At 59.2% G+C, this 24,220-nt stretch carries 16 protein-coding genes; 1 reads left to right on the top strand and 15 read right to left on the bottom strand.

What is annotated here, in order from left to right; translation table 11 throughout:
- Positions 1-254 precede the first annotated feature (254 nt).
- Positions 255-2,273, top strand: a complete 2,019-nt coding sequence (locus QM647_RS12715; protein ID WP_414995896.1) for a glycosyl transferase — start codon at positions 255-257, stop codon at positions 2,271-2,273.
- Between the two features lie 24 nt (positions 2,274-2,297).
- On the opposite strand, the gene QM647_RS12710 is transcribed toward QM647_RS12715, so the two are convergent.
- The 15 genes from QM647_RS12710 to QM647_RS12640 form a co-directional block, all read right to left on the bottom strand.
- The gene (locus QM647_RS12710) at positions 2,298-3,842 is read right to left on the bottom strand and encodes a family 43 glycosylhydrolase (RefSeq protein WP_414995895.1); all 1,545 of its coding nucleotides are present in this window, start codon (positions 3,840-3,842) and stop codon (positions 2,298-2,300) included.
- Between the two features lie 91 nt (positions 3,843-3,933).
- The gene (locus tag QM647_RS12705) at positions 3,934-4,710 is read right to left on the bottom strand and encodes a FadR/GntR family transcriptional regulator (protein WP_414995894.1); all 777 of its coding nucleotides are present in this window, start codon (positions 4,708-4,710) and stop codon (positions 3,934-3,936) included.
- A 2-nt stretch (positions 4,711-4,712) separates the two neighbouring features.
- Complete coding sequence (locus QM647_RS12700) at positions 4,713-5,702, bottom strand: arabinan endo-1,5-alpha-L-arabinosidase (RefSeq protein WP_414995893.1); 990 nt, start codon at positions 5,700-5,702, stop codon at positions 4,713-4,715.
- Between the two features lie 86 nt (positions 5,703-5,788).
- Positions 5,789-8,632: a TonB-dependent receptor gene (locus QM647_RS12695; RefSeq protein WP_414995892.1), complete on the bottom strand. Its 2,844-nt coding sequence runs from the start codon at positions 8,630-8,632 to the stop codon at positions 5,789-5,791.
- A 352-nt stretch (positions 8,633-8,984) separates the two neighbouring features.
- Positions 8,985-10,499 carry an alpha-N-arabinofuranosidase gene (locus QM647_RS12690; protein WP_414995891.1) on the bottom strand — a complete coding sequence of 505 codons (1,515 nt, stop codon included), beginning with the start codon at positions 10,497-10,499 and terminating at the stop codon, positions 8,985-8,987.
- Positions 10,500-10,507: 8 nt separating this feature from the next.
- Positions 10,508-11,791 carry an extracellular solute-binding protein gene (locus tag QM647_RS12685; RefSeq protein WP_414995890.1) on the bottom strand — a complete coding sequence of 428 codons (1,284 nt, stop codon included), beginning with the start codon at positions 11,789-11,791 and terminating at the stop codon, positions 10,508-10,510.
- A 23-nt stretch (positions 11,792-11,814) separates the two neighbouring features.
- Positions 11,815-12,651, bottom strand: coding sequence for a carbohydrate ABC transporter permease (locus tag QM647_RS12680; protein WP_414995889.1), 837 nt, complete (start codon positions 12,649-12,651; stop codon positions 11,815-11,817).
- Positions 12,648-13,523, bottom strand: a complete 876-nt coding sequence (locus QM647_RS12675) for a carbohydrate ABC transporter permease (protein ID WP_414995888.1) — start codon at positions 13,521-13,523, stop codon at positions 12,648-12,650. Before QM647_RS12675 ends, QM647_RS12680 begins: the two co-directional genes overlap by 4 nt.
- Positions 13,520-14,614 (bottom strand): ABC transporter ATP-binding protein, encoded by a 1,095-nt coding sequence (locus QM647_RS12670; protein ID WP_414995887.1) that lies wholly within the window; start codon positions 14,612-14,614, stop codon positions 13,520-13,522. Before QM647_RS12670 ends, QM647_RS12675 begins: the two co-directional genes overlap by 4 nt.
- 122 nt (positions 14,615-14,736) lie before the next feature.
- Complete coding sequence (locus tag QM647_RS12665; protein WP_414995886.1) at positions 14,737-15,726, bottom strand: family 43 glycosylhydrolase; 990 nt, start codon at positions 15,724-15,726, stop codon at positions 14,737-14,739.
- Positions 15,727-15,925: 199 nt separating this feature from the next.
- Positions 15,926-17,431 (bottom strand): tryptophan halogenase family protein, encoded by a 1,506-nt coding sequence (locus QM647_RS12660; RefSeq protein WP_414995885.1) that lies wholly within the window; start codon positions 17,429-17,431, stop codon positions 15,926-15,928.
- The gene (locus tag QM647_RS12655) at positions 17,428-18,459 is read right to left on the bottom strand and encodes a cupin-like domain-containing protein (RefSeq protein ID WP_414995884.1); all 1,032 of its coding nucleotides are present in this window, start codon (positions 18,457-18,459) and stop codon (positions 17,428-17,430) included. Before QM647_RS12655 ends, QM647_RS12660 begins: the two co-directional genes overlap by 4 nt.
- Positions 18,452-19,168: a SapC family protein gene (locus QM647_RS12650; RefSeq protein ID WP_414995883.1), complete on the bottom strand. Its 717-nt coding sequence runs from the start codon at positions 19,166-19,168 to the stop codon at positions 18,452-18,454. Before QM647_RS12650 ends, QM647_RS12655 begins: the two co-directional genes overlap by 8 nt.
- A 21-nt stretch (positions 19,169-19,189) precedes the next feature.
- On the bottom strand, positions 19,190-20,749 hold the full coding sequence (locus QM647_RS12645) for a tryptophan halogenase family protein (protein WP_414995882.1): 1,560 nt from the start codon (positions 20,747-20,749) through the stop codon (positions 19,190-19,192).
- A 105-nt stretch (positions 20,750-20,854) separates the two neighbouring features.
- Positions 20,855-23,851, bottom strand: coding sequence for a TonB-dependent receptor (locus QM647_RS12640; protein ID WP_414995881.1), 2,997 nt, complete (start codon positions 23,849-23,851; stop codon positions 20,855-20,857).
- Positions 23,852-24,220: the final 369 nt, after the last annotated feature.

The raw sequence follows: 24,220 nt of genomic DNA, 5'->3' as shown, positions 1-24,220 counted from the left end.
CGTATGAGGTAAAAAACGTCAAATATAAATTATACGATTGTCACGAATATGATATACAATCTGGCGCACTGTCTCTTATTTGTCAGAAATTATTACAAAAACAGTCACAAACATTTCTGTTTGGAAACATCATTTCACCGTCGCTGCACCCGTTTTATCATTGAGCTTCCTGCCTGCCTTAACTGTGGTTGGGCTTTGACAAAAGGTTAACGCCCTCTACTCTCTGGCATAGTATCGAATCAGGAAATCTCGCCATGCCGGACACCGCCCAGACCCCACCACCGCCCAAGGGCATGAGCGTCATGGAACTGATCCAGTCGGCCGAGGCCCTGAAAGCGGCCGGGCATACAGCGGCGGCGGCGGCACTCTACGAAACCTTCGTGGCACAGAATCCGGACCACCCCCTGCTTTACGCACTGCTGTTCAATTTCGGCGTCATTCTGACCGACAATCGCGATCTGAACCGAGCGCGCGAAGTCATGGAGCGCTCCATCGCGGTCAATCCCGATTTCCATAGCGCCTACATCAATCTCGGTCGCATTTACGAAGGCCTGGGCGATAATGCCAAGGCCGTCCTGACCTGGAATGAGCTGGCCGGCCGGCTCGATCAGGTCACCGGCTCGGCGCTGAAGCACAAGACCATGGCGCTCAACCAAGCCGCCCGCGTGCTGGAAGGCGCGCATCAGGACGAACCCGCCGAAACCGCCCTGCGCATCAGCCTGGAACTCGATCCGCAGCAGCGTGAGGCCATGCAGCATTTCATTGCCCTGCGCCAGCGCCAGTGCGCCTGGCCGGTGATCATTTCATTCGAGAACATGACTCGCGAACAGCTGCTGACTGGCATTTCGCCCCTGTCGATCGACGCCTATACCGACGATCCCATTTTCCAGCTGGCCCTTAGCCATCACTATAATCTGAGGGATGTCGGTACGCCGGTCGGCGACATCATCACCAACCACTGGGCCGCCTACAGCGCGAAGACCAATGCCCAGGGCCACAAGCCCATCCGCATCGGCTATCTGTCGTCCGACCTGCGCGAACACGCCATCGGCCACCTGATGTATGAGGTGCTGGGCCTGCACGACCGCGAAAAGGTCGAGGTCTTTGCCTATTACTGCGGCATTCCGTCGAACGATACGATCCACAATCATTATAAGGAAACCTCGGATCATTTTATCGACATCAGCCGTATGGACGATGTCAGTGCCGCCCGGCGCATCGCCGACGACGGCATCCAGATCCTGATCGACGTCAACGGCTACACCCGCGACGGGCGCACCAAGCTGCTGCCATTGCGACCCGCGCCGGTGATCGTCAACTGGCTGGGCTTTCCCGGCTCACTCGGCAGCCCCTATCATCATTATATCATCGCCGACGACTGGATCATTCCGAAAGGTGACGAAATCTATTATTCCGAAGCCGTCACCCGCCTGCCCTGCTACCAGCCTAACAATCGCCTGCGCATCGTCGCCGAAGAGGTGCCGACCCGCGCCGACGCTGGCCTGCCGGAAAACGCCTTCGTCTATTGCTGCTTCAACGGCACGCACAAGATCACCAAGTTCACCTTCGACCGCTGGCTGGATATCCTGACGCGTGTGCCGGACAGCGTGCTTTGGCTGCTCTCCGGCGCCGAGGCCTCACACGGCCGCCTGAAGGCCTATGCCGAAGGCCGGGGCATCGATCCCGAACGCATCATTTTCGCCGACAAGAAGGCCAATCCGCATCACCTAGCGCGCTACCAGTTGGCCGACCTGTTCCTCGACACCACGCCCTATGGCGCCCACACCACCTGTTCCGACGCCCTGTGGATGGGCGTGCCGGTGCTCACCCTTTCCGGTCGCACCTTTGCCTCACGGGTCTGCGGCTCGCTGGTCAAGGCTTCCGGTCTGCCCGACGAACTGGTCTGCACGAAAGCAGAAGACTATGTCGACCGCGCCGTCGCCATCGGCCGCGGACACAGCGACCTGAAAGCCTGGCGCGAGCATCTGCTGGCCAATCGCCTCAGCAGCACCCTGTTCGACACCACCAAGCTGGTCCGGCATCTGGAAGACCTTTATGCCGGCATGTGGCAGACCTGTCTGGACGACAAGTTGCCCCAGCCTGACCTGGCCAATCTGGGCACCTATTTTGACCTCGCCCTGCAGCACGATCATGAGGCCATCGAGGTCCAGACCCTGGCCGACTACAAAGGCTTCTGGCGCGAAAAGCTGGCCAAGCGCCATGCCTATCGCCCCATTCCGCACGACCAGCGCCTGTGGCCCAGGCCGGAATAGGTCCGGCCTGCACCCAGGCCTCAGCTATTCGATATAGGGCCAGCCGCCGGCATCGAACTTCAGGTTATTGAGCCCAAGCTTGGGCGCGCCGTTCGCATTGCCATCATAGTAGTGATAGACCAGCACTGGCTGTGTGCCGACCTCCACCACGCTCTGCCCGCCCGGTCCATAGATGGCGCCATGTGAACTGAGCAGAAGAGTGCCGCCGCCATCCATCAGATCCAGGCCGCCTCGATCGAGGAACGGGCCGGTCGGGCTGGTCGAGCGGCCGACAATGATGCGGTAGGTGCTGGAAATGCCGCTGCAGCAGGGATTGATCGGCGCGAAGTAGTAGTAATAGTGCGTGCCATTGACCGTATAGGGGAAGATAAATGGCCCCTCTTCGCCCGCGCTGCGCTTGGCGATATTGTAGAGCGTCGAATTGGATGACAGGCGCAGGCCGGTCGATGGATCCAGTTGCAGGACGTGGATACCGTCCTCCCACGACCCGAAGGTCAGCCACCAGTTGCCGGCCGTATCGATATAGGGCGCCGGATCGATGGCATTGAAAGTGGTGGTGCAGCCGGCCGTGGTGCCGCACGAGGCGATGATCTGGCCGGCATCGGTCCACGGCCCATTGGGCGAGGTGCTGGTGGCCAGGGCAATGACCGCTTCCGCCCCCGAATTGGTGCTGGAATTGGACGGCGTGTCATAGATCGGGATCGAATAGTACTGATAGTATTTGCCATTGGCGAACATCACGCTCGGCGCCCAGATATCGGTGCGGCCGCCAGTACCCGTGGTGTTCTTGCTCGCCCACCAGGAAAAGTCCGGATTAATATCGCCAGCCGCCACGGTCGTGAAATTGACCATGTCGGTCGAGCTGGCCAGGGTATTGTGCGTGCCGTAAAGCCAGAAGGTGCCGCTGGCATCCTGCAGCATGTTTGGGTCATGCACCGACGTGCCAGCTCCGGAGACGGTCAGCGGCATCGGATAGGCCACGGTGGTTGTAACGGTAATCGTCCATTCCTGCGCTGAAGATTCGCTCGAGCGGGCGACCTGGGTCAACGCTCCCGCCGCATCGCTCTGCAGATACAGGGCGCTATTGACGTTCTTCAGGACATAATTGCCGTTAGACAGCTTATAGAACGACCACAGATGGTCACTGGTGCCGTTGTCGGCCCATTGTACAGCAAGGGCCCCGCTGGTGGTCGAGGCGCTCGCAATTCCCATGACCTGGTGGGTCAAAAGATTCTCGATATTGTACTGATTGGAGCCCATCGGCATGACATGCCAGCGCTGACTGGTTGAGCCGTCATCTGCCGCCGTGGTGATGGCAGTGCCGGCCACCTGGCTCTGACCGGCTATGGTCAGAGTCTGTCCGGTCGAGGCGTTGACGATCTTGAGCTGATAGCTGTCGTCCAGGCTGGCCAGGGTGGAACTGGAGGTCGATGAACTGGTGGTTCCGCCTCCGCTAGAGGAACTTCCGCCGCCCCCGCCGCCGCCACCACCACAAGCGGCCAGGCCAGAGGCCAGAAGGACAAGCGTAGCGGACAGCAGGATAAGCCCGCGGCTGCGAGACATCGACATGATTATTCTCCCTGGCCGACCTGGATTTGATTTATTTTTGTCGGACAATTACATGTATTAGCGATGCAATTGTCTGTCAATATACCGATGCTTATTTTACCTTCATGCTGCGCTGCGTATCGTGGAGCGCCAATCGCACCAGCGACTCCATGCACCAGCGTGCATCCGCCGCGTCGGCGCGAGCGATGGCTTCATAAACAGCCCGATGATCGGGCACCGGATCGCGCTCAAGGGCCTGCAAGCGTTGCTTGTAGCGCGTCGACCAGGCCACAGCGGCACTGATTGAGGAACTGAGCGATGCCAGGGCTTCGTTTTCAGTGGCCTGCATCAGCGCATCATGAAAATCGAGATCGGCCTGTCGCCCGGCTTCCGTCGCCAGGGTTTCCGCGGCCATGACTTTCAGCGCCTCATCCATGGCGCGCAGGTGGGTATCGCTGCGCCTTTGCGCGGCCAGGGCAGCGGCGGCCGGCTCGGTGATCAGGCGCAGTTCGAACAGGCCCAGGATGAAGGCTTCGGTCGGCTCGGTCTCGAACATCCAGCGCAGAACATCCGGGTCGAGAATATTCCAGCGCTCGCGTTCGGTAACTCGCGTACCAATCTTCGGGCGGCTTTCAACCATGCCCTTGGCTGCGAGGATACGTATGGCCTCGCGGTAGGCCGAGCGCGAAATCTCAAGGCTGGCGCTCGATTCGATCTCGTTCGGCAGGATATCGCCCGGTGGATAAAGGCCGCTCAGAATCTCAACACCCAACCGGTGTGCGAGGGCGCCATGCAAGCGGCCCTGCGGCACACGATGACGGAATTCAGCATCCAAAGGGCCCGTTTCCAGCTCGCGTCCGGCTTCCGGGAAATCGTCGAAATCGTCCATATCTATGCCGCTACCGGCCAGCCATCGGCCGTCCAGTCCAGTTTCTGAATCCGCAGGATCGCCTTGCCTTGCGCTTCGGCGTCATAGGCGTGATAGACAATGAAAAAGTCGCCGTTTTCCGCGAAAACAGACGCCCCGCCCGGCCCCTTGAAGCGATCAGTTTCACTGGCCCTGAGCAGCACTTTACCGCCGCCATCGGTCAGTTTTTTGCCGGTATCGTCAACATAGGGCCCCGTCGCCGATGCCGCACGGCCGACGCAGGTATAGTAGCTGCTGTTCACGCCGCGACAGCAAAAATCATAGGCCGCCAGGAGATAGTACCAGTCGCCTCGCCGGAAAATGAACGGTGCTTCGATGGCACCAGGCGCACTACGGCCGGCAATCCGCCTGACCGATGCCCCTTTCTTCGGCTTGCCGGTGGCAGGATCGAGCCGAACCAGTTGCAGGCCTGACCAGAAACTGCCGAAGGTTAACCAATGAGCGCCATCCGCATCGACAAAATGATTGGGATCGATAGCATTATAACGGTCACCTTCGCGCGATCGGATGACCAGCCCCTCATCTTTCCAGCCGAAATCCGGATGGGTGGTGTCAAGCGTGTCGGTCGTCAACAGGCCGATGACCGAGTGATTCTTACCGAACAGCGAGGCGGAGTAGTAGAGCAGATACCGTCCATCGACATAGCTGATATCCGGCGCCCAGGCGCCGCGTGTATCGGGTATTTCATCGATGACCCACTCGGGGAACCGTTGCATGACCGCCCCCTTGAAGGTCCAGTTGAGTCGGTCCGGCGACGTGCGCCAGTGGATCAGGCCATCACGCAACTGGCTGGTGCAGAAGACATGATAAAGACCGTCACCCTTGATCAGGCACGGATCGTGGACGGGTGAAATATCGCCGCTCAAACCGTCCGCCGGTTCGCTTCGGACTGTCCAGGTCGCGGCGATGCCGGATAGTGCCAAAGCGCCCAATATGCCGCGCCGATTCCACATGATCGCTCCTTACGGGATAAAGAAAGGGCGCTGACGCTTTGCAGCGCAGCGCCCAGGTCAAGTCGAGAGAGGATACACAGGAGTGATCAGTACTTCCAGCGGAAGCCGATGGCGAACTGACGCCCGTTGATCAAAGTACCGAAATCGTCGGTCTCAGGACCACCGGCGCTACCAAAAGCGTAATAAGGCTGCATCTTCTCATCAGTCAGGTTAACCGCATCGATGCTGACCGACATCTTGTCATTGATGTCATAGTTCAGCTGGAAGTCCAGACTGCTTTCCGGATTGCGCCAGACGCCAAGCGGGTTGGCGAACAGGCTTGCCTCATTATTGTTGAGGAATTCCTTGCGCCAGACATAGGACAGACGCGCGCCGACCGGACCACGCTGATAGGCTAGAGTGACATTGTACGAAAAGTCCGAGACTGCGAAGAACGAATTCTTCAATTCGCCTATAATATTACCCGCTGCATCAGTATAGGGCACATTCTGCGACGACCGCAGCCCCGTGATACTGGCCTGGAGCCCGAAGCCATCAAGCAACCCCGGCAGATTTTTCGGGAAATAGGTCAGACCCAGTTCATAGCCATCCAACGTTCCATCGGACGCATTGACCGGCGTATTGATCAGGAACTTATCGGTATTGGCAGTTGTGTTCGCAATGGTTTCAATGTGCAGCAGTGGCACGACCAGTCCGTCAATTTCACGATGGAACAGAGTGCCATAGACAGCACTATCACGCGTGAAGTACCATTCAGCGGTCAAGTCAATGTTCTTGGCATGGGTCGGCTCCAGATCCGGATTGCCGCCCGTCGCCGTGCCATACCCCACGCCGGTCAGGTCATCGGTCAGCATATGGTTCGGGTTCAAATCACCGAAATTGGGGCGACGCAAGGTTTCACCATAGTTGAAACGCATATCGAACTGGTCGGTGAAATCGTAGCGCAGAGTGACGCTTGGCATCAAGCGATCTGCATGTTTTGATGCTGACGCCTGGGTCGCCGTCGCCTGATCATAGAAGGTCATGTCGGTATCAACGGTGACATAGCGTAACCCGAACTGACCACGCAGACGATTCCCGAAAAGCTGGTTATCGGTATCGGCCATCACATAAAGCGACTGGGTGCTTTCATTGACTTCGAAGTTCTTGAACAATGACAGTTGATCTGTCGTTTTAAAATTTGGATCGACGGAATGATACAGTTCCCGCACTTCGTCGATATGATCGCGCATATAGTAGCCATTGGCTTCCATCCACGAACGCGGCACGTCGGAATAGCCATCGAAAAAGTCGCTGTTCACAAACTGCCAACCTTCAGGCATCGTCGCCAGATTCCGGCCCAGGTAAGAATTCTGGCCACGATTGGCTTCGGACGCCCTACGTACATCGGCGCGACCACCGAAGGAAAGCTTGACAACCGGCCCCCAGTGATCCGGCGAATAAACACCGTCAAGCTGGGCGGTTGTGGCCGAGCCCTCATTACGGTTCGCGTTGTCGTAGAATTGCGCGACGTTCCATTGTGTCGGATCGGTCAACAGGCTGTTGTCATCGAAACTGAAGGCTGCAATGCCATCGTGATCATTGAAATCAACAGTAATCTGGTTTGCCACACGATCAATGCGCTGTGCGGTGAATTCCGAATGGAAGACGCTGCTCTGATAAGCCAGGTCGCCAGTCAGGGTCAGCTTGTCGCCAATATTCCACTTGCCATTCAGAGCGTAGACATATGAATCAGTCGCATTAGTGGTCAGGTCACCAGAGTTGAATCCATAGACGTTATTAACAACGCGGGTCTTGAGAATATTGGTGCCGGGGAAGGTGGTCACAGCGCCCGGATTGCCCCACCAGTCAACGAATGAGAACAACAGGCTGTTATAGGTCGTGTTGCGATACCCGGCATACATGGCCTCAAAAGTGTAGATCGCGTCTGCGTTCGGTTGCCATTGCAGTGCGATATTCGCCGCCGGACGTTCACGTTCCCCTAACAGATCGCTCTGGAAAATGGCATCGCGCGACAGGTAATACTTATATGGCGTGCCGTTGATATTAAGTGTGGAACCTGGCTCGGAAGACAGGCCCATGAGTTGCCCGGGCTGCCAGATCAACGCTTCGGAGGCACGTGCATCTGTATTGAAGATACGTTCCAGCGGTACCCAGCCCGCGGGTACGTCATCTTCCGTAAGGAAGGGGACAAGGGCACCCGGCGTCACGCTTTCATCACGGTATTTCGTTTTGGCATAACTAAGATCGATCAAAGCGCCGAAATCGCCATGGCTGGTGCTCCAGCGATTGGATGCTAGCAAGCTGATATTCGGATTAAAGGTGTCAGCCGGTTCCAGATAAATGCCCCGTGCCGCGATCGAAATCTCTGCTCCCTTGAAATCAAACGGCCGCAGGGTCTTGACGTCGATCTGCCCCGCCAGACCGGTTTCAAGCTGGTCGGATGAGCGGGTTTTATAGACATCGATCTGGCGAACCAGGTTGGAGGGGATGTCGGCCAGAGCGAATGACTGACCGGAAGCCGTAAAGACATTACGACCGTTCCAGGTCGTCGCCACATCCGGCAAGCCGCGAATAGTGACAGTGCCCACTTCTCCTGCTGAGCGGTTGGTCACCTGCACACCGGTGACGCGCTGCAGGGCTTCTACGACGTTATTGTCAGGTAGCTTGCCGATATCTTCAGCGACTACTGATTCTACCACCTGAGTGGCACGGCGTTTATTTGAAAGGCTCTTGGTGATTGAAGCGCGCACGCCTTTAACGATGACGACGGTATTGTCATCCGCAGGGGCGCTCGCGGCAGTAGTCGCTTCCTGCGCACCAGCGTGGAACGCCACGCCTAAAGCCAGCGCGGAAACCGCTGCGGTAAGGCCGAATTTAACAAGCGTGGACGATGAGGCACGACGGCTCACTGACGAACGGTCAGTCATTTTGATCTCCCTGTATATGGTTCCGGTTCTTCTTTGAACTCTACGGGTCGATATTGTCCGACAATAAATTTCTGTCAATACAGCCTGACACAAATCGCCATGTTTTTGTCTGATTTATTGAATCATTGTCGCCATTACGCAACACTGTTACAAACAGGCTTGCATACAAGGCAAAACTGAAACAATAGGTATTTTATGAGTAAAATTTAAGGTTAAATTTTTTCACAAATACCCGTTTCATTCCCAAAAACAGTGACTTTTGACAGGCAATTCTAGTCTGACAAATATTTCGGCATAAAAAAACGGCCAGGTGAACCTGGCCGTATTAAAATCATTGATGGAAATTGACCGCCTACATCGCCGCTTTCAACACAAAAACGTTCCAGGATTGCGGCTTCAAGGTGGCCTTCAGCCCAGTGCCTTCGGCCAGGGCCGACTTGTTTTGTGTCGGACGAATAGCTTCGTCATCCTTTGTATTGATCTGCTTCAGATCGGCATGATGCAGCTCAGTCGCCGAGACAATGGACAGCCCTTCGCCCAGTCCACGCAGGTCGACCGATAGTTCCATTGCGTCTTCCGTCGAACGGTTCAGCGCAAAGACCGACACATCACCCGTCTCCGGATTATAGATGGCTGTCGCCAGCAGGTGCGGGATATCGCCGTGCGCCTTACTCTCAAATATTGTGGTATTGACCTTCAGGCGCAGCACCTCGCCGTGGCCCAGCCGCGTGCAGTCAGCGATGGGGTGGAAAATGGTCTGGCGCCAGGCCGCGCCGCCAGTTTCGGTGAAAATCGGGCCGATGACATTGACGAGCTGCGCCAGGCATCCGGCTTTTACGCGGTCGGCATTGTTCATCATCACGATCAGGGCGCCGCCGACCACCAGAGCATCCTCGAAATTGTAGATCTCTTCCAGCAAGGGCGGCGCTTCCGGCCAGCCGGGCTTTTTCACATCCGTCGGGGTATGCGCCTTGTACCAGACGTTCCATTCGTCGAGCGACAGCATGATGCGCTTCTTCGACCGACGCTTGGCGGCCACGGCATCGGCCACCGCCGCCACTTCCTTGATGAAGTAGTCCAGGCTCTCGATCTCGGCGAAGAACTCTTTGATGTCATTGGAATCGTTGCGCATATAGTGGTGCAGCGAGATATAATCGACCTGGTCGAAACAGGTATCGAGCACCTCGTACTCCCATGCCGCATAGGTCGGCATGGCGCGCTGCGACGAGCCACAGGCGGCCAGTTCGATGGTCGGGTCGACCCACTTCATCACCTTGCCGGTTTCCTGGGCGATGCGGCCATACTCGGTCGCGGTTTTGGCGCAGGTCTGCCACGGCCCGTCCATCTCGTTGCCCAGGCACCAGAACTTGATGTCATGCGGCTGCTCGAAACCGTGCGCCTTGCGCAGGTCCGAATAGTAGGTGCCGCCGGGGTGGTTGCAGTATTCGAGGAAATGGCGCGCCTCGTCCGGACCACGGGTGCCGAGATTGACGGCGAACATCGGCTCGACCTCCGCCTTGCGGCACCAGGTGATGAACTCGTTTGTGCCGAACTGGTTGGTCTCGGTCGTGAACCAGGCGAGATCAAGCTTCACTGGGCGCTGATCCTTCGGCCCAACGCCGTCTTCCCAGTCATAGCCGCTGAGGAAATTGCCGCCGGGGTAGCGGACGATGGTGACGCCCAGTTCCTTGGTCAGGGCCAGCACGTCACCGCGAAAGCCGTGCTCATCGGCGGTCGGGTGGCCGGGCTCATAGATACCGCCATAGACGCAGCGGCCCATGTGCTCAACGAACGTGCCGAAGACGCGGCGATCGAGCGGGGCGATGACGAAATCTCGGTCGGCGATAATGGAAGCTTTTAAAGTCATGGTCTTGCTCAAAGAAGATGGAATAGCAGGTCGTTGACGCGGTGCTCGGCGGCTTGCAGCGCCTGCTCCGTCGTCTTGTGGCCGGTGATAGCGGAGGCCATCTCGTCGCCGATAATATCCTGGATGGCGAACTGACGCTCGACGCCGACCGGCAGGGTTTCGCCGACGCTGGCCAATTCGATAATGTCCTTGCGGTACGGCAGGGCGAGATACTGCGCGCTCGTCGCTACCGGCATCTGGCTCGGTAGGTGACCAGTGCGCGACCAGTCGTAATCGTGCGCTTGCAGGAACTTCATCAGGCGGAACACGGCCTCGGTCTGCGCCGGTGTGCGCTGGCGCTTCGGCATCACCCAGGCATGGCCATCGACATAGGCCACCTGTTGCGAGCCATAGAGCATCGGATAGGGCTTGACCGTATAGGCATGATAGAGCGGCCGGCCTTCGGTATTGGCCTCGGCATTGAAGGCGCCGATCATCCAGGTGCCGACCTGATAGACGCCCCCCTGCCCGTTCAGAAAGGCCGAGGTCGCCGCCGGATAGTCCTGATCGTGCGTCATCAGGTTTTCAGAATACATCTGGCGGAACAGGTCGACGATGCGGCGCGCTTCCGGCGTATCCAGCTTGATGTGTTTGTGGTCGGGGAAGAAGACCGCCTTCTGGTCGAGCAGGTAGGTATAGAGGTTGCGCGTATACGAGGCGCGCTCGTTGTCAGTGGCCTGGATCAGGTATGGTAAGCCGGTCTTCGCCTTGAACTGGCGCGCCTGCTGGATCAGTTCGTCCGGCGAGTGTGGCAGGACGGGCTGGCCATCCTTCATCAGCCCGGCTTTCGCGAACAGGCCGGTATTGATGTGCCACAGCTGCGTCCAGTTATCGAACGGCATGCCATAGACATGGTCCTTGATAATCACACCCGCCTTGGCGGAGGGGGTGAAGGCTGCCGGATTGATGCCGTGCGCGGCAAAGCCCTGGTCCAGCGGCAGGATCATCCCGCGCGACTGGTAATCCGGCATGGCCGACATGTGCATGGTGACGATATCGGGCGGATCGCCGGCGGCGTATTCGGCCGACAGCTGGTCATAGCCCGGCCAGGCCGCGACATTGACCGACAGCTTGATATCCGGATTTTCCTTTTCGAACTGATCGAGCAGGCCGGTGATGATTTCGCATTCGCCGTCCGGGTTGCGCAGCGGCGCCTGCCCTTTCGGCACATTGGCGCGGCATTCGCCGAAGATGCGCTGGACGGTGATATGGGTCGTCGTATCGCGCGGATGACAGCCAACGAGCGCGAGCAAACATAAAATCAAGGCGCGCCTTCTCATCGTACCGCCGCTCCCGATACCGCCTTCACGATATACTTCTGGAAGATGATATAGACGATCAGGATCGGCACCGAGGCAAAGACGGCCTGGGTCATCAGGTAGCCGAGGCCGCTGGTCTGGGCGAAATTGATCTGCGAAGAGGCCAGGCCTACGGTGAGCGTAAACATATCCGCGCGCGTGGCGGAGATCAGCGGCCACCAGTAGTCGTTCCATGACGACAGGAAGGTGAAGATGCCGAGCGTTGCCTGGGCCGGGATGGTCAGCGGCAAGAGTACTTGCCAGAACACCCGGAACTTCGAGGCATTATCGAGCAGGGCCGCCTCGTCCAGTTCCTTGGGGATAGCGCGGAAATACTGGGTCATCAGGAAGACGCCGAACGGTGCCGCCAGGCCGGGCAGGATCAGACCGGGAAAGCTGTTGTGCAGGTGCAGGGCGCTAAACATCTGGTGGCGGGTGATGATCACGGCCTGTTCCGGAATGGCCAGGCCGAACAGGACGAACAGGAACAGCTTGTCGCGGCCGGGGAAGTCCAGCCGGGCGAAGCCATAGCCGGCCAGGGATGACAGGATGAGCACGCCGAGCGTGGTCAGGCCCGACACGATGACTGAATTCATCAGCCAGTGCAGGACCTGGCTATTCTGCATGATGGCGACGTAGTTCTCGCCGGTATAGGGGGCATGGAAGGCATTGGCGGTGGAGCGTAACAGGTCGCCATTCGATTTCAGCGACAGCATGACCGTCCAGATCAGCGGGATCAGCATGATCAGGCCGAGTACGATCAGGGCGACAAGAACCGCCGTGTTACGTAAAATTTTCGATTGCGAAGGGCTCATTTCGCTCCCTTTCGCGTGACGAAATACTGAACGACCGTGGCGATCAGGATGATGGCGAACAGGATCTGCGAAGCCGCGGCGGCGTAGCCGATATCCCAGCGGCGGAAACCAACCTCGAAGATGAACAGCACGATCGGTCGCGAGGCGCCATTGGGGCCGCCCTGGGTGATCAGTTGCGGCTGGCCGAAAAGCTGGAATTGCAGCACGACCTGAAAGATGGCGACCAGTACAATCGTGCGGTAAAGCGACGGCAGGGTGATGAAGAGCAGCGTGCGCCACCACGAGCTGTTGTCCAGTTCGGCGGCTTCATAGATATCGCGCGGCACCTGCTGGAGTGCCGACAGGTAAAGCATCATGGGCAGGCCTAAGCACCACCAGACGGTGATCATGGCCATCGAGATCATGACCAGGTTCGGATCACTGAGAAACGGTATCGCGGACAAGCCGAAGAACGCACGGATATTGGTGATGAAGCCGCCATCCGCCATCAGGATCATGCGCCAGATCAGGGTGACGATGGTGACCGACAGCACCGATGACGAGAAAAAGACGCCGCGAAAGAAGGCGGCCACGCGCGTGGTGCGATTGAGCAGCAGCGCCAGGACCAACGGGATGACGGTCAGCGGGGGTACGGTCAGGAGGACGAAATAGAAGGTATTCCTGACGGCTTGCAGGAAGATGTCATCGCGCAGCAGACGGCTGAAATTCTCCAGCCCGACAAACTCACGCCCACCGAACAGGTCGGCCTTGAACAGGCTGAGGAACATACCCGACAGCAGCGGATAGATCAGCAGGCTGAGATAGACGAACAGAAACGGCGCCACAAACAGGGCGTTCGACCAGTCGGCTTTTTTGCGCGTAACTGCAGTCATTCCCAGCCGTCCGCGTGATAGCCCACGCCTTGGGCATTGAAGAGATGCGCCGCACCGGCGTCCAGTTTCAGGCCGACGGCATCGCCCATACGGACGCGCGACAGGCCAGAATCTTCGGCTGTTACGGCCGTACCGTCTTCCAATTTCGTATAAACCAGCGTGCGCTCGCCCAGACGTTCGACAAACTCCACCGTCGCATTGAGATCGCTCTGGTCCGGCACGCCGATACGGATGTTTTCCGGCCGCAAACCCACGCGCCAATGCTCGGATGCCGGCAGGCTGTCCGCGCGAATACCCGTGCGAATGCCTTTCTGTCCCCCTAAGGTGACAGCGGCAAAACCCGCCTCATCGGCAAGCTCGGTCTTGAGGATATTCATCGGCGGCGAACCGACAAAGCCGGCCACGAAGACATTGGCAGGCCTGGTATAGATCTCCATCGGCGTACCGACCTGCTGGATAATCTTGTCTTTCATCACCACGATACGGTCGGCCAGGGTCATGGCCTCGACCTGATCGTGAGTCACCAGGATCATGGTCGCTTTCAAACGACGGCGCAGCTGTGCCAGCTCCAGACGCGTGCGCATCCGAAGCGCCGCATCGAGATTCGACAGCGGTTCGTCGAACAGGAACAATTCGGGATTTTTCACAATCGCGCGCCCGATAGCCACGCGCTGTTTCTGCCCGCCGGAAAGCTCGCCCGGCTTGCGATTTAGATAATCCTCCAGCTCCAGAATGCGCGCCGCCTCGGCGATCCGATTGGCGATCTCGGCCTTGTCGACGCCGACATTCCGAAGACCGAACGCCATGTTGTCGGCAATGGTCATGTGCGGATAGAGGGCGTAATTCTGGAACACCATGGCCACGCCACGCGCGCCCGGCGGCAAGGTGTCGACCCGACGCTCGCCGATATGGATTTCCCCGCCATCAACCTCTTCGAGACCGGCGATCATGCGCAGCAGGGTCGATTTTCCGCAGCCCGATGGCCCCAGAAAGGCGATGAATTCATTCGTCGCTATCGATAAGGAAATGTCTTCGAGAACGGATACCTGGCCATAGGCCTTGCTCACGCCCCTGATCTCTATGCCGCTCACGCGCCTGCTCCCTGTTGCTTGCCCGGCGACGCTTTTGTGCAGCGCTTTTACTCAGACAAAAAACATGTATCACCGGTGAAAACAGGCGGCAAGTGCAAATTGTCAGAGTAATTGAAACGAGATCAGGCCTGATCGAGCGGACCGATCACGACCGGCAGGCCGAAATCGGGCACGCCATCGGCCGTATAGTGGATCGGCTGAACGCGCGTGTGGCGGTTGGGATCGAACAGCGGATCGCCCTGGATATCACGGTAATCGCGCGCATGGTAGACCAGCATGTCGCGGCCTTTTTCATCCACCACGAAGCCATTATGCCCCGGCCCCCAGACATTATGCTCCGGCGAGCTTTTGAACACGGGTTCCGCCGACTTCGACCATGAGGCCGGGTCCATGATGTCCGCGTCCTCGCTGGCCGTCAACATGCCCATGCAGTAGTTGTAATCCGTGGCCGAGGCCGAATAGGTCAGGAACAAACGGCCGTTACGCGCCAGAACCGCTGCCCCCTCATTGACCTTGAAGCCGATGATTTCCCAGGGAAGGGTCGGCACGGTCAGACGCACCGGCGTGGCGGCGAAGGTCGTCGGCGTGGCCAGAGGTGCGAGATAGAGGTTGCTGTTGGTCGCGATGCCCGGCTCATGCTGCGCCCAGCAGAGATAACGAACGCCCTTATGGACAAAGCTGGTGGCGTCGAGATTGAAGCTGTCCCACGGTGTTTCGACCGCGCCGAGCAGGGTCCATTCGCCCTTCAGCGGGTTTTTCGATTTTGTCGAAAGCACATAGGTGCGGATATGGAACTTGTCGTCACCATCGCCAGCGGCGAAATAGATGTGCCAGGCGCCATCGAACCAGTGCAGTTCCGGCGCCCAGATATAGCCGGCCATCTTCCCGCTTTCAGGCCTGTGCCAGACCACGGTTTCCTCGGCCGTGCTCAAACCCGCTAAAGTCTTCGCGCGGCGGATCGCCAGACGGTCATATTCCGGCACCGAGGCCATCATGTAGAACCAGCCGTCATTATGGCGGAAGATCTGCGCATCGGCGCGCTGGCGCACCAGGGGATTGATGATTTTCAGTTCGGCCGCATCAGCAGCATCGGAGACGATAACGGATGCCATAAGACCAGTTCCGGCGGAGGAGAGAAGAAAGCGGCGACGGGAAAGAGGGTTCATTTTTAATGTCACTGATGGCACGAATCCCCGGCTCGCCTCTCTTGGCCTTACCCGTTTCCCCGCACCTGATTATGGTTCAGCCGCGCCGGATAGCGGTGCAGCGCGCGGATATTATGTCGGACAAATATAAAAGGCCAGAGCGAATTTAGGCGTAAGCCGGATTTACATCCTTAGCGTGGCAGAAATCCGCGACATAATCGGCGTGTCTCGGCAAGGAGGCCACGGTCTTGCTGACATTTTCGCGGATCATGCCCAGCAGGCGATCCAGTTCGTCCGGACTGAGCTTGCCGGCGATGGGGTGATAGGTGCGCGGCATAATGCCCTGCCCCATCATGACCTGCACCCAGCTGTTTTCGGCGAACAGTTCCTCATTCTTGCGGAAGACGCGGCCGGTTTCGCGGAACAGCTCGATCTTCTGCGTCAGGCTGTCGGGGATCGGCATGGACGCGCAGTGCCGCCAGAACGGGCTGTCGCGGCGCTCGGTGACATTATAGTGCAGGATCAGGAAGTCGCGGATCTGTTCCATGTCCTGATCCTGCTGGTTATTGAACTCGGCGACGTCGCGTTCGCTGATCTCGCCTGCCGGCAACATGCGGATCAGGCGCAGGATCGAACGCTGGATCAGGTGGATGCTGGTGGCTTCCAGCGGTTCCATGAAGCCGCTGGACAGCCCGATCGACACGCAGTTGCGGTGCCACTGACGTCGGCGGGCACCTGTGGTGAAGCGCAGATTGTTGGGCTCGGTGATGACCTGGCCCTCCAGATTGCCAAGCAGTCGCTCCAGCGCCGCCTCGCGCGTCAGATAACGGCTGCAATAGACAATACCATTGCCGGTGCGGTGCTGGAGCGGGATACGCCACTGCCAGCCGGCGTCATGGGCCATGGCCCGCGTATAGGGTAGCGCCGGCCCGACATTTTCGGTCTGCACAGCGATGGCGGCATCGCAAGGCAGCCAGTGGGTCCAGTCGTCATAACCGACATGCAGGGCCTCGCCGATCAGCAGGGCGCGGAAGCCGGTGCAATCGATAAACAGGTCGCCCTCGATGCGCTGGCCCGCCTCCAGGTGCAGCGCGGCGATATGGCCGCTTTCCGGATTCAGCTCGACGCGAGCGATCTTGCCTTCGATGCGTTTGGTCCCATCGCCTTCGGCCATCTGGCGCAGGAATTTGGCGAAGCGCGTGGCATCTAACTGATAGGCATAGTTCAGGCGGTTGTCCGGCAGATGCGCGAACTTGCCCTGCAGCGCCGCCACCAGTTCCAGGCAATAGTCGTCATAGGGCGCGGTATGGCCGTTCTGCAGGCCATGCAGCCAGAAATGCTGGAAGCCGGCCGACCAGTGATCCTTGCCCGTCAGACCGAAGGAGTGGAAGTAGCGGCTGTCGGGCGTCTTCCAGTTGTCGAACAGGATGCCGAGCTTGAACGTCGCCTCGGTGGCGCGCATGAACTCGGCTTCATTTATATTGAGCAGGCGATTGAAGGTGGCCAGTGGCGGGATGGTCGATTCCCCCACCCCCACCGTGCCGATGGCGTCGGATTCCACGAGCGTCAGGTCAATGGTCCGGCCAAGCGTGCGGCCCATCGCCGCCGCCGTCATCCAGCCGGCCGTGCCGCCGCCGGCAATCACAACGCGTAAAGGTTTCATCTCGTTCATTGGCTCAGTTGCCTCAACAGAAAGCCGCGGATACGCGCGGCGCTTTCCGGCGTCAGGGGCGCCAGCACGCTGCGGCCTTCCGGCGGGATATGGTCCACGACCTCCGGGCCGTTGGTGAAGACGTAATAGTCGAACATGTCGCGCCAGTGCTGCCGCTCATCCTCGGGCAGTTCCCGAATGGCCATCATGGCGAGGTTGAGCGCGTCCTGCGGCTGGCCAAGCCAGCGCGGCGTGTCGCGCCACCAGTAGTTGACCAGCACATTGAAGGCTTCCAGTCCTTCGACATGGTGCCACCACATGGCCGGAATGAAGATGGCGTCACCCGCGCCCAATTCCGCCGTCTGGGCAAAGTCCAGCGCCTCGCGGAAACGCGGGAAGCGTTCGAAATCGGGCGCGTGGAAATCGACCATGCTGACGGCGCGGCCGGCCGGCGTATTATCGACCGGGCCGAGATAGAGATTGCGGAACTGCTCGCGCGGAAACAGGGTGAACCGCCGGCGCCCCACCGCCACGCAGGCCAGGTTATCAGGGAAATCGTTATGGGCGGCGATGCGCGTCTGCGTCCCCATCCAGATACTGGCCATGCAGTGCCGGTCACCCAGATCGACGTGGTTTTCCTCGTGCAGGCCGTTGAAGAACTCATGGACGTCGATCGAGGCCAGATAGACCGGTGGCGCATCCGGGCGGCCTTCGATGGTGTCGAGCTGCGCGAAGATCTCAGGCAGCTTGGCCTTCTGCGTACGGAAGTTCATGCCCATCTGGTCATTATAGAACAGCCGGCCCTTTGAGGCCGGATCGCCGACCGAGACGACAAAGCTGGTATCGCGGCGCTTGCGCAGCAGATAGTCACGGGCCTCCCGGAAGGACCGGCGCCCGGCCTGGACCAGCGGCCAGTCCGCCACCAGCCCGCGCACGACAAACGGCTGTTCGGCGGCTTTCAGGCGCGCGTCCAGATCGGCGGCATCGGTCACCGTGACGTCCGGTATCCGCTTCAGGCGCGTGAACAGGCTGGGATCGGCATCAGGCATTTGGTGTGCGGGCATTCTTGCGGTCAACCAGCTTCGTAATATTGGAAAGCGAGGCCAGCGCCATATAGATCGGCATCAGGTAGTCCTTGTCATGCAGTTCCTTCAGGCGGTCGGCATCGAGGGCGCGCAGGCGATCCTCATTGATGACGTGGAAGCCGACGAAACGGTAGGTAGAGCCGGTATTGAGTGTGATATCGAGCGCCAGCGGCTCCAGCAGATTGAACCGCATCAGGGTGGCGTGAAAGGCCTCCGCCGCCTCATAACCGGCATCGAGTTCGCCCAGCTTCTCGGCGATGGTTTCGAGATAGGGCGTCGGGCGGCCAAGGTCGTCGAAGACGCGCATACCTTCGCTTCTGGCGACGCGGGCGCTGCCCAGATCGATATGGACCTGTTTGTCGCCGCGGTCATCGGCATGACGGCCGATCAGGAAGGGCTGGATATCCATGGCCAGCGGACGATAGCGGGCCGCCCAGCGGTCGCCTTCCAGGAACAGGTTCTCGCCATTCTCAAAACCGAAAAGGGCGAAGGCCGAATAGGCCGTGCGTTCCGGGTTCAGGCGGAACAGGATCGGATATTCGTTCTGCACCTGGCGAAACTCGACCGGTACGGTCAGACAGCACATCACGTCGTCGCCGAACGCGGCGCTGGCGGTCGTGGCGATGCGAAGGTCGCGATGCGCTTCGGCGGTCAGGATGGCGTGGTTGGACATATCAGCCTTTCGGGTCTTGTTTTATTGGGTCATCAGGGCGGGGGCATGGGCCTCGCGCAGGGCATCGAGATAGCCGCGATGGTCCGGCAGGCCGGCGGCCAGAGCCCTTGTCCGGGCGTGCGCCTGTTTCAGCGCCTGCATCACCTCATCGCGTTCGGGCGAGCGCATGGGGCCATCGCTGGCCGGTGGAAAGCGCATGCCATAGAGGATGTACTGATAGCTGGCGGCGGAAAAGATCTCATTGACCTCCGGCAGGTCGAACTCCGATGGCGCACGTTCCTTCCACACCTCCATCAGGCCGGCGAGCCTCGGCGGCACGGTCGCGGCCTGACGGTGATCCTGCCAGTAGGGCTCGGTGCGGCGGCTGAGCAGGTAATGCAGCTTCACGAACTCAACGATGCGCTCCCAACGATAGCGGGTAAGCGCATTGAAGCGCCGGGCCTGAATATCCATGCCGACGCGGCTCTTCGGGAAATTGCGCACCAGGCTTTCCAGTCCCAGCTCGATCATCACGATGGCCGAAGCTTCCAGCGGCTCGATAAAACCGCCCGCCTGGCCGATGGCGACGACATTGCGGTCCCAGGCCCGTTCGCGATAGCCCGAGCGGAAGCGGATCAGCCGGGGCGACAGGGCCTTCTGGCCCGCCCAGGGCGCGGTCCGGGCGATATAGTCGCGCAGGGTGTTTTCCGCCGCCTCGTCCGTCTTGTGGTCCGATGAATAGATGCACCCCAAACCGCGCCGCGTCGGCAGACCGATATCGAAGATCCAGCCGGCGGCATGGGCCGTGGCATTGGTCGTGGTGGCAATCGCGCTGTCGGACGGCACCGGCACCTGAAGCACCAGCGCCCGGTCATTGAACAGCTCGGCATTGCGATCGATAGAGCCGACGCCGCGGGCGCCGCCGATCAAGAGGGCTGCAGCGCCCGTGCAATCGATGAACAGGTCGCCGCCGATGGCGCCGTGCGACCGGGTCATCACCGCTGCCACATCGCCGTTTTCGTGTTTCTCGATCTCGGTGACGTGGTCGGTGATATGGCGCACACCCAGCCGCTCCGTGGCATGACGCGACAACAGCAGAGCTAGTTTGGCGGCATCGAGGTGGTAGGCGTAGTTCAGGGCGCCGGCATAGTCGGGCATGTTCCGCTGCCGGGGCGCCAGGCCGAGCGTGCAGATTTCCGGCTGCGGGCTGACAAAATCAGCAAAGCGGCGCGTTTGCCCCTCCTTTCGCCACAGAGCGACGCAATCGCCCAGTTCGCTCATCGGCGGCGGTACGAAGGGGTGCAGATAGATGTCGTCAGGCGCGCCATCGAACCAGCCATCGAAGCGCGAGCCCTGCTTGAAGGCGGCATCGCAGCTTAGCAGGAAGTCCGGTTCGGCAATGCCGATGCGTTGAAGGGTACGGCGGATGGTCGGCCAGGTCCCCTCCCCCACGCCGATGGTCGGCACGTCGGGCGATTCCACCAGGGTCACGGACAGACGGGGCGTTGCGGCCGGATCGGCAGACGCCGCCAGCATACAGGCGGACAGCCACCCCGCGGTGCCGCCCCCCACAATCACAATCTCCCTGACAAGGTTATCCATGCTCTTTTTGAATCCTCGCGGTGAAACCATATCACCGTACGCAGGAAAGAGAAGCCACCCCGTTACCGGAGTGGCTTCCTGATGTTCGGGCCTTAAGTCCCGGTATTAGAACGCATACCGGAAGCCGACCGAGTAGCGGGCATAGCCCGGCGCCACGAACTTGACGTTGTTGTACGAGCGGCCGAACACGCGACGGCTCTCGTTCGTCAGGTTGATGCCTTCGATGAAGGCGGTCAGGCCCGGCTTGAACTCCCAGCTGGCGCTGGCATCGAACTGACCATAGTCATCGACATAGGTCGGGTTCGGGCCGGTGCCGGAGAGGAACTTGGCACGCCAGTTATAGGCGATACGTGCCTGGATGCCGTTCTTGTCGTAGAAACCGACCAGATTGGCGCTGTCGCTCAGGCCCGTCAGCGCGAATTGCGTCACGCTGGCCGGCTGGGTCGGGTCGTATTTCGCATCGCCATCCACCTTGGTGTAGTTGGCAATAATGCCGAAGCCGGTGCCACCGAAGGTATGCTGGATATTGAATTCCCAGCCATAAAGCGCCGAGGTCTGGTCGCTGTTGGTCGGCGTGGTGATCTGGAAGTTCAGATCCGGATCTGCCGCCGTGGCGATGATCTGACCGGAGATATTGCCGGAGCTGTCAAGCGTATTGGCCAGGTGCACCTCATCGGCATAGTTCGCGTTCACATAGTCCACGACCTGCTGGTAGGTGGCGCCGGAACCCAGGGCGGCATAGGCCGCATTGGTATACTGCTCGAAGATATACTGGCGGATATTGCCATCGGCGCCCACTGCGGCCACGGCCGCATTATAACGCGGACCGCCGTAGGGCGTCTTCATGTCGAAGGCCGTCGTATCGATCCGGGTGGTCGAAATGAAGTTGGACACGTCCTTGTGGAAATAGCCCACCGAGAGATAGCTGTCCGGTCCGTAGTACCATTCCGCCGACAGATCGATATTATTCGATTTGTAAGGCTTCAGACCCGGATTGCCCTGGCTGCCCGTGCCGCCACCGATGCGGTACAGCTGGTCCAGGGTACGGCCGCCCTGCATGCTGGCATAGTCCGGACGGGTGATCGTGGTGCTGGCCGAGGCGCGTACCACGAGATCCGAACGCGGACGGAAATCGAAGTCGATATTCGGCAGCAGTTCCTGATAGTTGCCGGTGAAGGTGGTGAAGTCGCTCTCACCACCGAAGGTCAGATCGAATTCGTTGGCGGCAACCCAGGCCGAAGAGGTCGGGATCGGCACCAGGGCGGACGAGGTGACATCCGTCTTTTCATAGCGCAGACCAGCATCCAGGTGCGCCGGGTTGCTGAACAGCTCGAAGCTGCTGTTGGCCTGGGCATACAGGGCTGTGGTCTTTTCACGGATGCGACGATCAGTCGTATAATCGGCAAGACAATCCATGGTGCCGCCGCAGACCTGATACAACTGATCCAGCTTCGCCACGTAACTCTCGATATTAGCGGCCAGGAATTGTTGCGGAATAGCGGAGCTGTTGGCGCCATCCAAGCCATCGAACTTGTCAGGAATGCTGACCAGCTGGAAGATGTCATCCGGAATATCCGAGGCCGGACCGACGCCGCCCCAGGTATCGTGCTGGATGTAGCCGTAGGCCGACCGCACCTTGTTCTCGATCGACGAAGCGCCGAAATCGATGCTGTTCAGGAAGCCGCTGTCGAAGGTGTAACGGCCGCGAAGCTGGACCTGATCGATCTGGTCCTTGAAGTAGGCATTGCGGAAGGCATTACCGGTCGGTGTGACGAGCGAGGCGTCAAGATAATCGATACCGGGATACATGCTGTAGCTCATAACCGGCAGGTAGCTTGAATAGTCGATCTTCTGATCCATGACGCCAAAGATCGAGGCACCGATGGACATGTTCGAGCCATAAGGGCTGTCGGGACGCGATTCCGCCGTCGAGTGGTGGGCGTCGAGTTCCAGGGTCAGGGCATCGAGCGGTTTCCACTTCAGGTTCAGACCGGTCGACTTGTTTTCCGACTGGTTGGCCGTCAGGCTGGCGGAATAGGCCAGATCCTTGTGCTCATCGGCGCGGAAATGTTCGGAATACCAGATAGGGCCGGCAACGGGACCATCGGTCCAGGCGCTGGAAACGTCATTGAAGTTGAACCACACGCCAGTCGAAGAGGTCCGGTCAGTGACCTTGTTCTTCGAATAGGTGTAATCCAGGGTGGCCGTCAGGTTTTCGACCGGACGCCATTGCAGGACGAGCTGGCCATTGAGGCGCTCACGCTCGATGTCATGGATGTCATAGGCGCCGTTCTGCTGGACTTCGTAGACATCGTTGCCTTCAGGGCGATTGGTGATCTTGTCGCCACCGGCCGTGCCGGTCTGGGCGAGCGACCCCCAGTTGTTTTCGCTGCCGAGATAACCGTCACGCCAGCCGGCCGAGAAATCGTTATTGCTGGCCTTGCGCTTTTGATAGGAGCCCGTCAGCAGGATACCGAACTTGTTGTCGGCGAAGGTATCGCTGAGGATACCGGAGACTTCCGGTGTGAAATCGCTGCCGTCATTCTCAGACGTGTCATAAACCGCCTTGACCCCCAGGCTGCCGCGGAAGCCGGGCTTGTCGAGCGGGCGCGGCGTGCGGATATTGATGGTGGAGCCGATGCCGCCGGAATCGACCGAAGCGCGGCCGGACTTGTAGACATCGACGCCCGCCACGCCTTCCGAGGCGAGGTTGGCGAAGTCGAACGAACGTGAGGACGGGGCACTGGCGCCGTCGCCCAGCGTAGAGGTCGGCATCTGACGGCCGTTCAGGGTCACCAGGTTGAATTCCGGACCGAAACCGCGAACCGTGACGAAGGAGCCCTCGCCATTGGAGCGGTCGATCGATACGCCGGTGATGCGCTGCAGAGATTCGGCCAGATTGGTGTCCGGGAACTTGCCCATATCTTCCGATGAGATCGAATCGACGACGCCCTGCGCGGTCCTTTTAACCTGCATGGAGCTGCGCAGACTGCCCCGGATGCCGGTGACAACAACAACCGTGCTCTCCGCATCCGGTGTTGCCGCCGGTGCGGCATCCTGTGCCCGCGCCGCTGACAGCGCTGTCAACGATACGCCAGACATAAGGATAGCCCCCAGGGCCCCTTTTAGAAGCGCTTTCCTGACTAAGTGTGATGACATGTCTCGTCCCTTGTTTTTTATAATGAAAGATGTCCCCCGGCACGATTGCGCCCCCGCTGACAACGAAGACGCAAATAATGTCCTGAAGGACAAAATAGCCATATCGACGCTAACGATATTAGCCATTTGTATTTTTAGATATTTTTACGTACCCCCCAGGCCTTTTAGATTGAAACGCGCCTGATTATGCTTTGTCACAGCCCTTTTCTTGCAACAAAGTTACATTGTGTCAATTGCAAATGTCATCGATGTCATAAATTAGAGAGGCATTAGACAAAAGTGTCACGGGCAAAACACGCTTGCTGAAAGCCG

This window comes from Asticcacaulis sp. (genome assembly GCF_047605585.1).
GTDB lineage: Bacteria > Pseudomonadota > Alphaproteobacteria > Caulobacterales > Caulobacteraceae > Asticcacaulis.
The sequence above is the reverse complement of the archived record's forward strand: the minus strand, read 5'-3'. Positions and strand labels throughout refer to the sequence as shown.

What these genes read in the sequence shown, in the direction of transcription:
- QM647_RS12650 (WP_414995883.1), bottom strand. Translation starts at nt 19,168, where the DNA reads ATGTCCAACCACGCCATCCTGACCGCCGAAGCGCATCGCGACCTTCGC.
- QM647_RS12640 (WP_414995881.1), bottom strand. Translation starts at nt 23,851, where the DNA reads ATGTCTGGCGTATCGTTGACAGCGCTGTCAGCGGCGCGGGCACAGGAT.
- QM647_RS12675 (WP_414995888.1), bottom strand. Translation starts at nt 13,523, where the DNA reads ATGACTGCAGTTACGCGCAAAAAAGCCGACTGGTCGAACGCCCTGTTT.
- QM647_RS12700 (WP_414995893.1), bottom strand. Translation starts at nt 5,702, where the DNA reads ATGTGGAATCGGCGCGGCATATTGGGCGCTTTGGCACTATCCGGCATC.
- QM647_RS12710 (WP_414995895.1), bottom strand. Translation starts at nt 3,842, where the DNA reads ATGTCGATGTCTCGCAGCCGCGGGCTTATCCTGCTGTCCGCTACGCTT.
- QM647_RS12665 (WP_414995886.1), bottom strand. Translation starts at nt 15,726, where the DNA reads ATGGCATCCGTTATCGTCTCCGATGCTGCTGATGCGGCCGAACTGAAA.
- QM647_RS12645 (WP_414995882.1), bottom strand. Translation starts at nt 20,749, where the DNA reads ATGGATAACCTTGTCAGGGAGATTGTGATTGTGGGGGGCGGCACCGCG.
- QM647_RS12705 (WP_414995894.1), bottom strand. Translation starts at nt 4,710, where the DNA reads ATGGACGATTTCGACGATTTCCCGGAAGCCGGACGCGAGCTGGAAACG.
- QM647_RS12715 (WP_414995896.1), top strand. Translation starts at nt 255, where the DNA reads ATGCCGGACACCGCCCAGACCCCACCACCGCCCAAGGGCATGAGCGTC.
- QM647_RS12680 (WP_414995889.1), bottom strand. Translation starts at nt 12,651, where the DNA reads ATGAGCCCTTCGCAATCGAAAATTTTACGTAACACGGCGGTTCTTGTC.
- QM647_RS12655 (WP_414995884.1), bottom strand. Translation starts at nt 18,459, where the DNA reads ATGCCTGATGCCGATCCCAGCCTGTTCACGCGCCTGAAGCGGATACCG.
- QM647_RS12690 (WP_414995891.1), bottom strand. Translation starts at nt 10,499, where the DNA reads ATGACTTTAAAAGCTTCCATTATCGCCGACCGAGATTTCGTCATCGCC.
- QM647_RS12695 (WP_414995892.1), bottom strand. Translation starts at nt 8,632, where the DNA reads ATGACTGACCGTTCGTCAGTGAGCCGTCGTGCCTCATCGTCCACGCTT.
- QM647_RS12660 (WP_414995885.1), bottom strand. Translation starts at nt 17,431, where the DNA reads ATGAACGAGATGAAACCTTTACGCGTTGTGATTGCCGGCGGCGGCACG.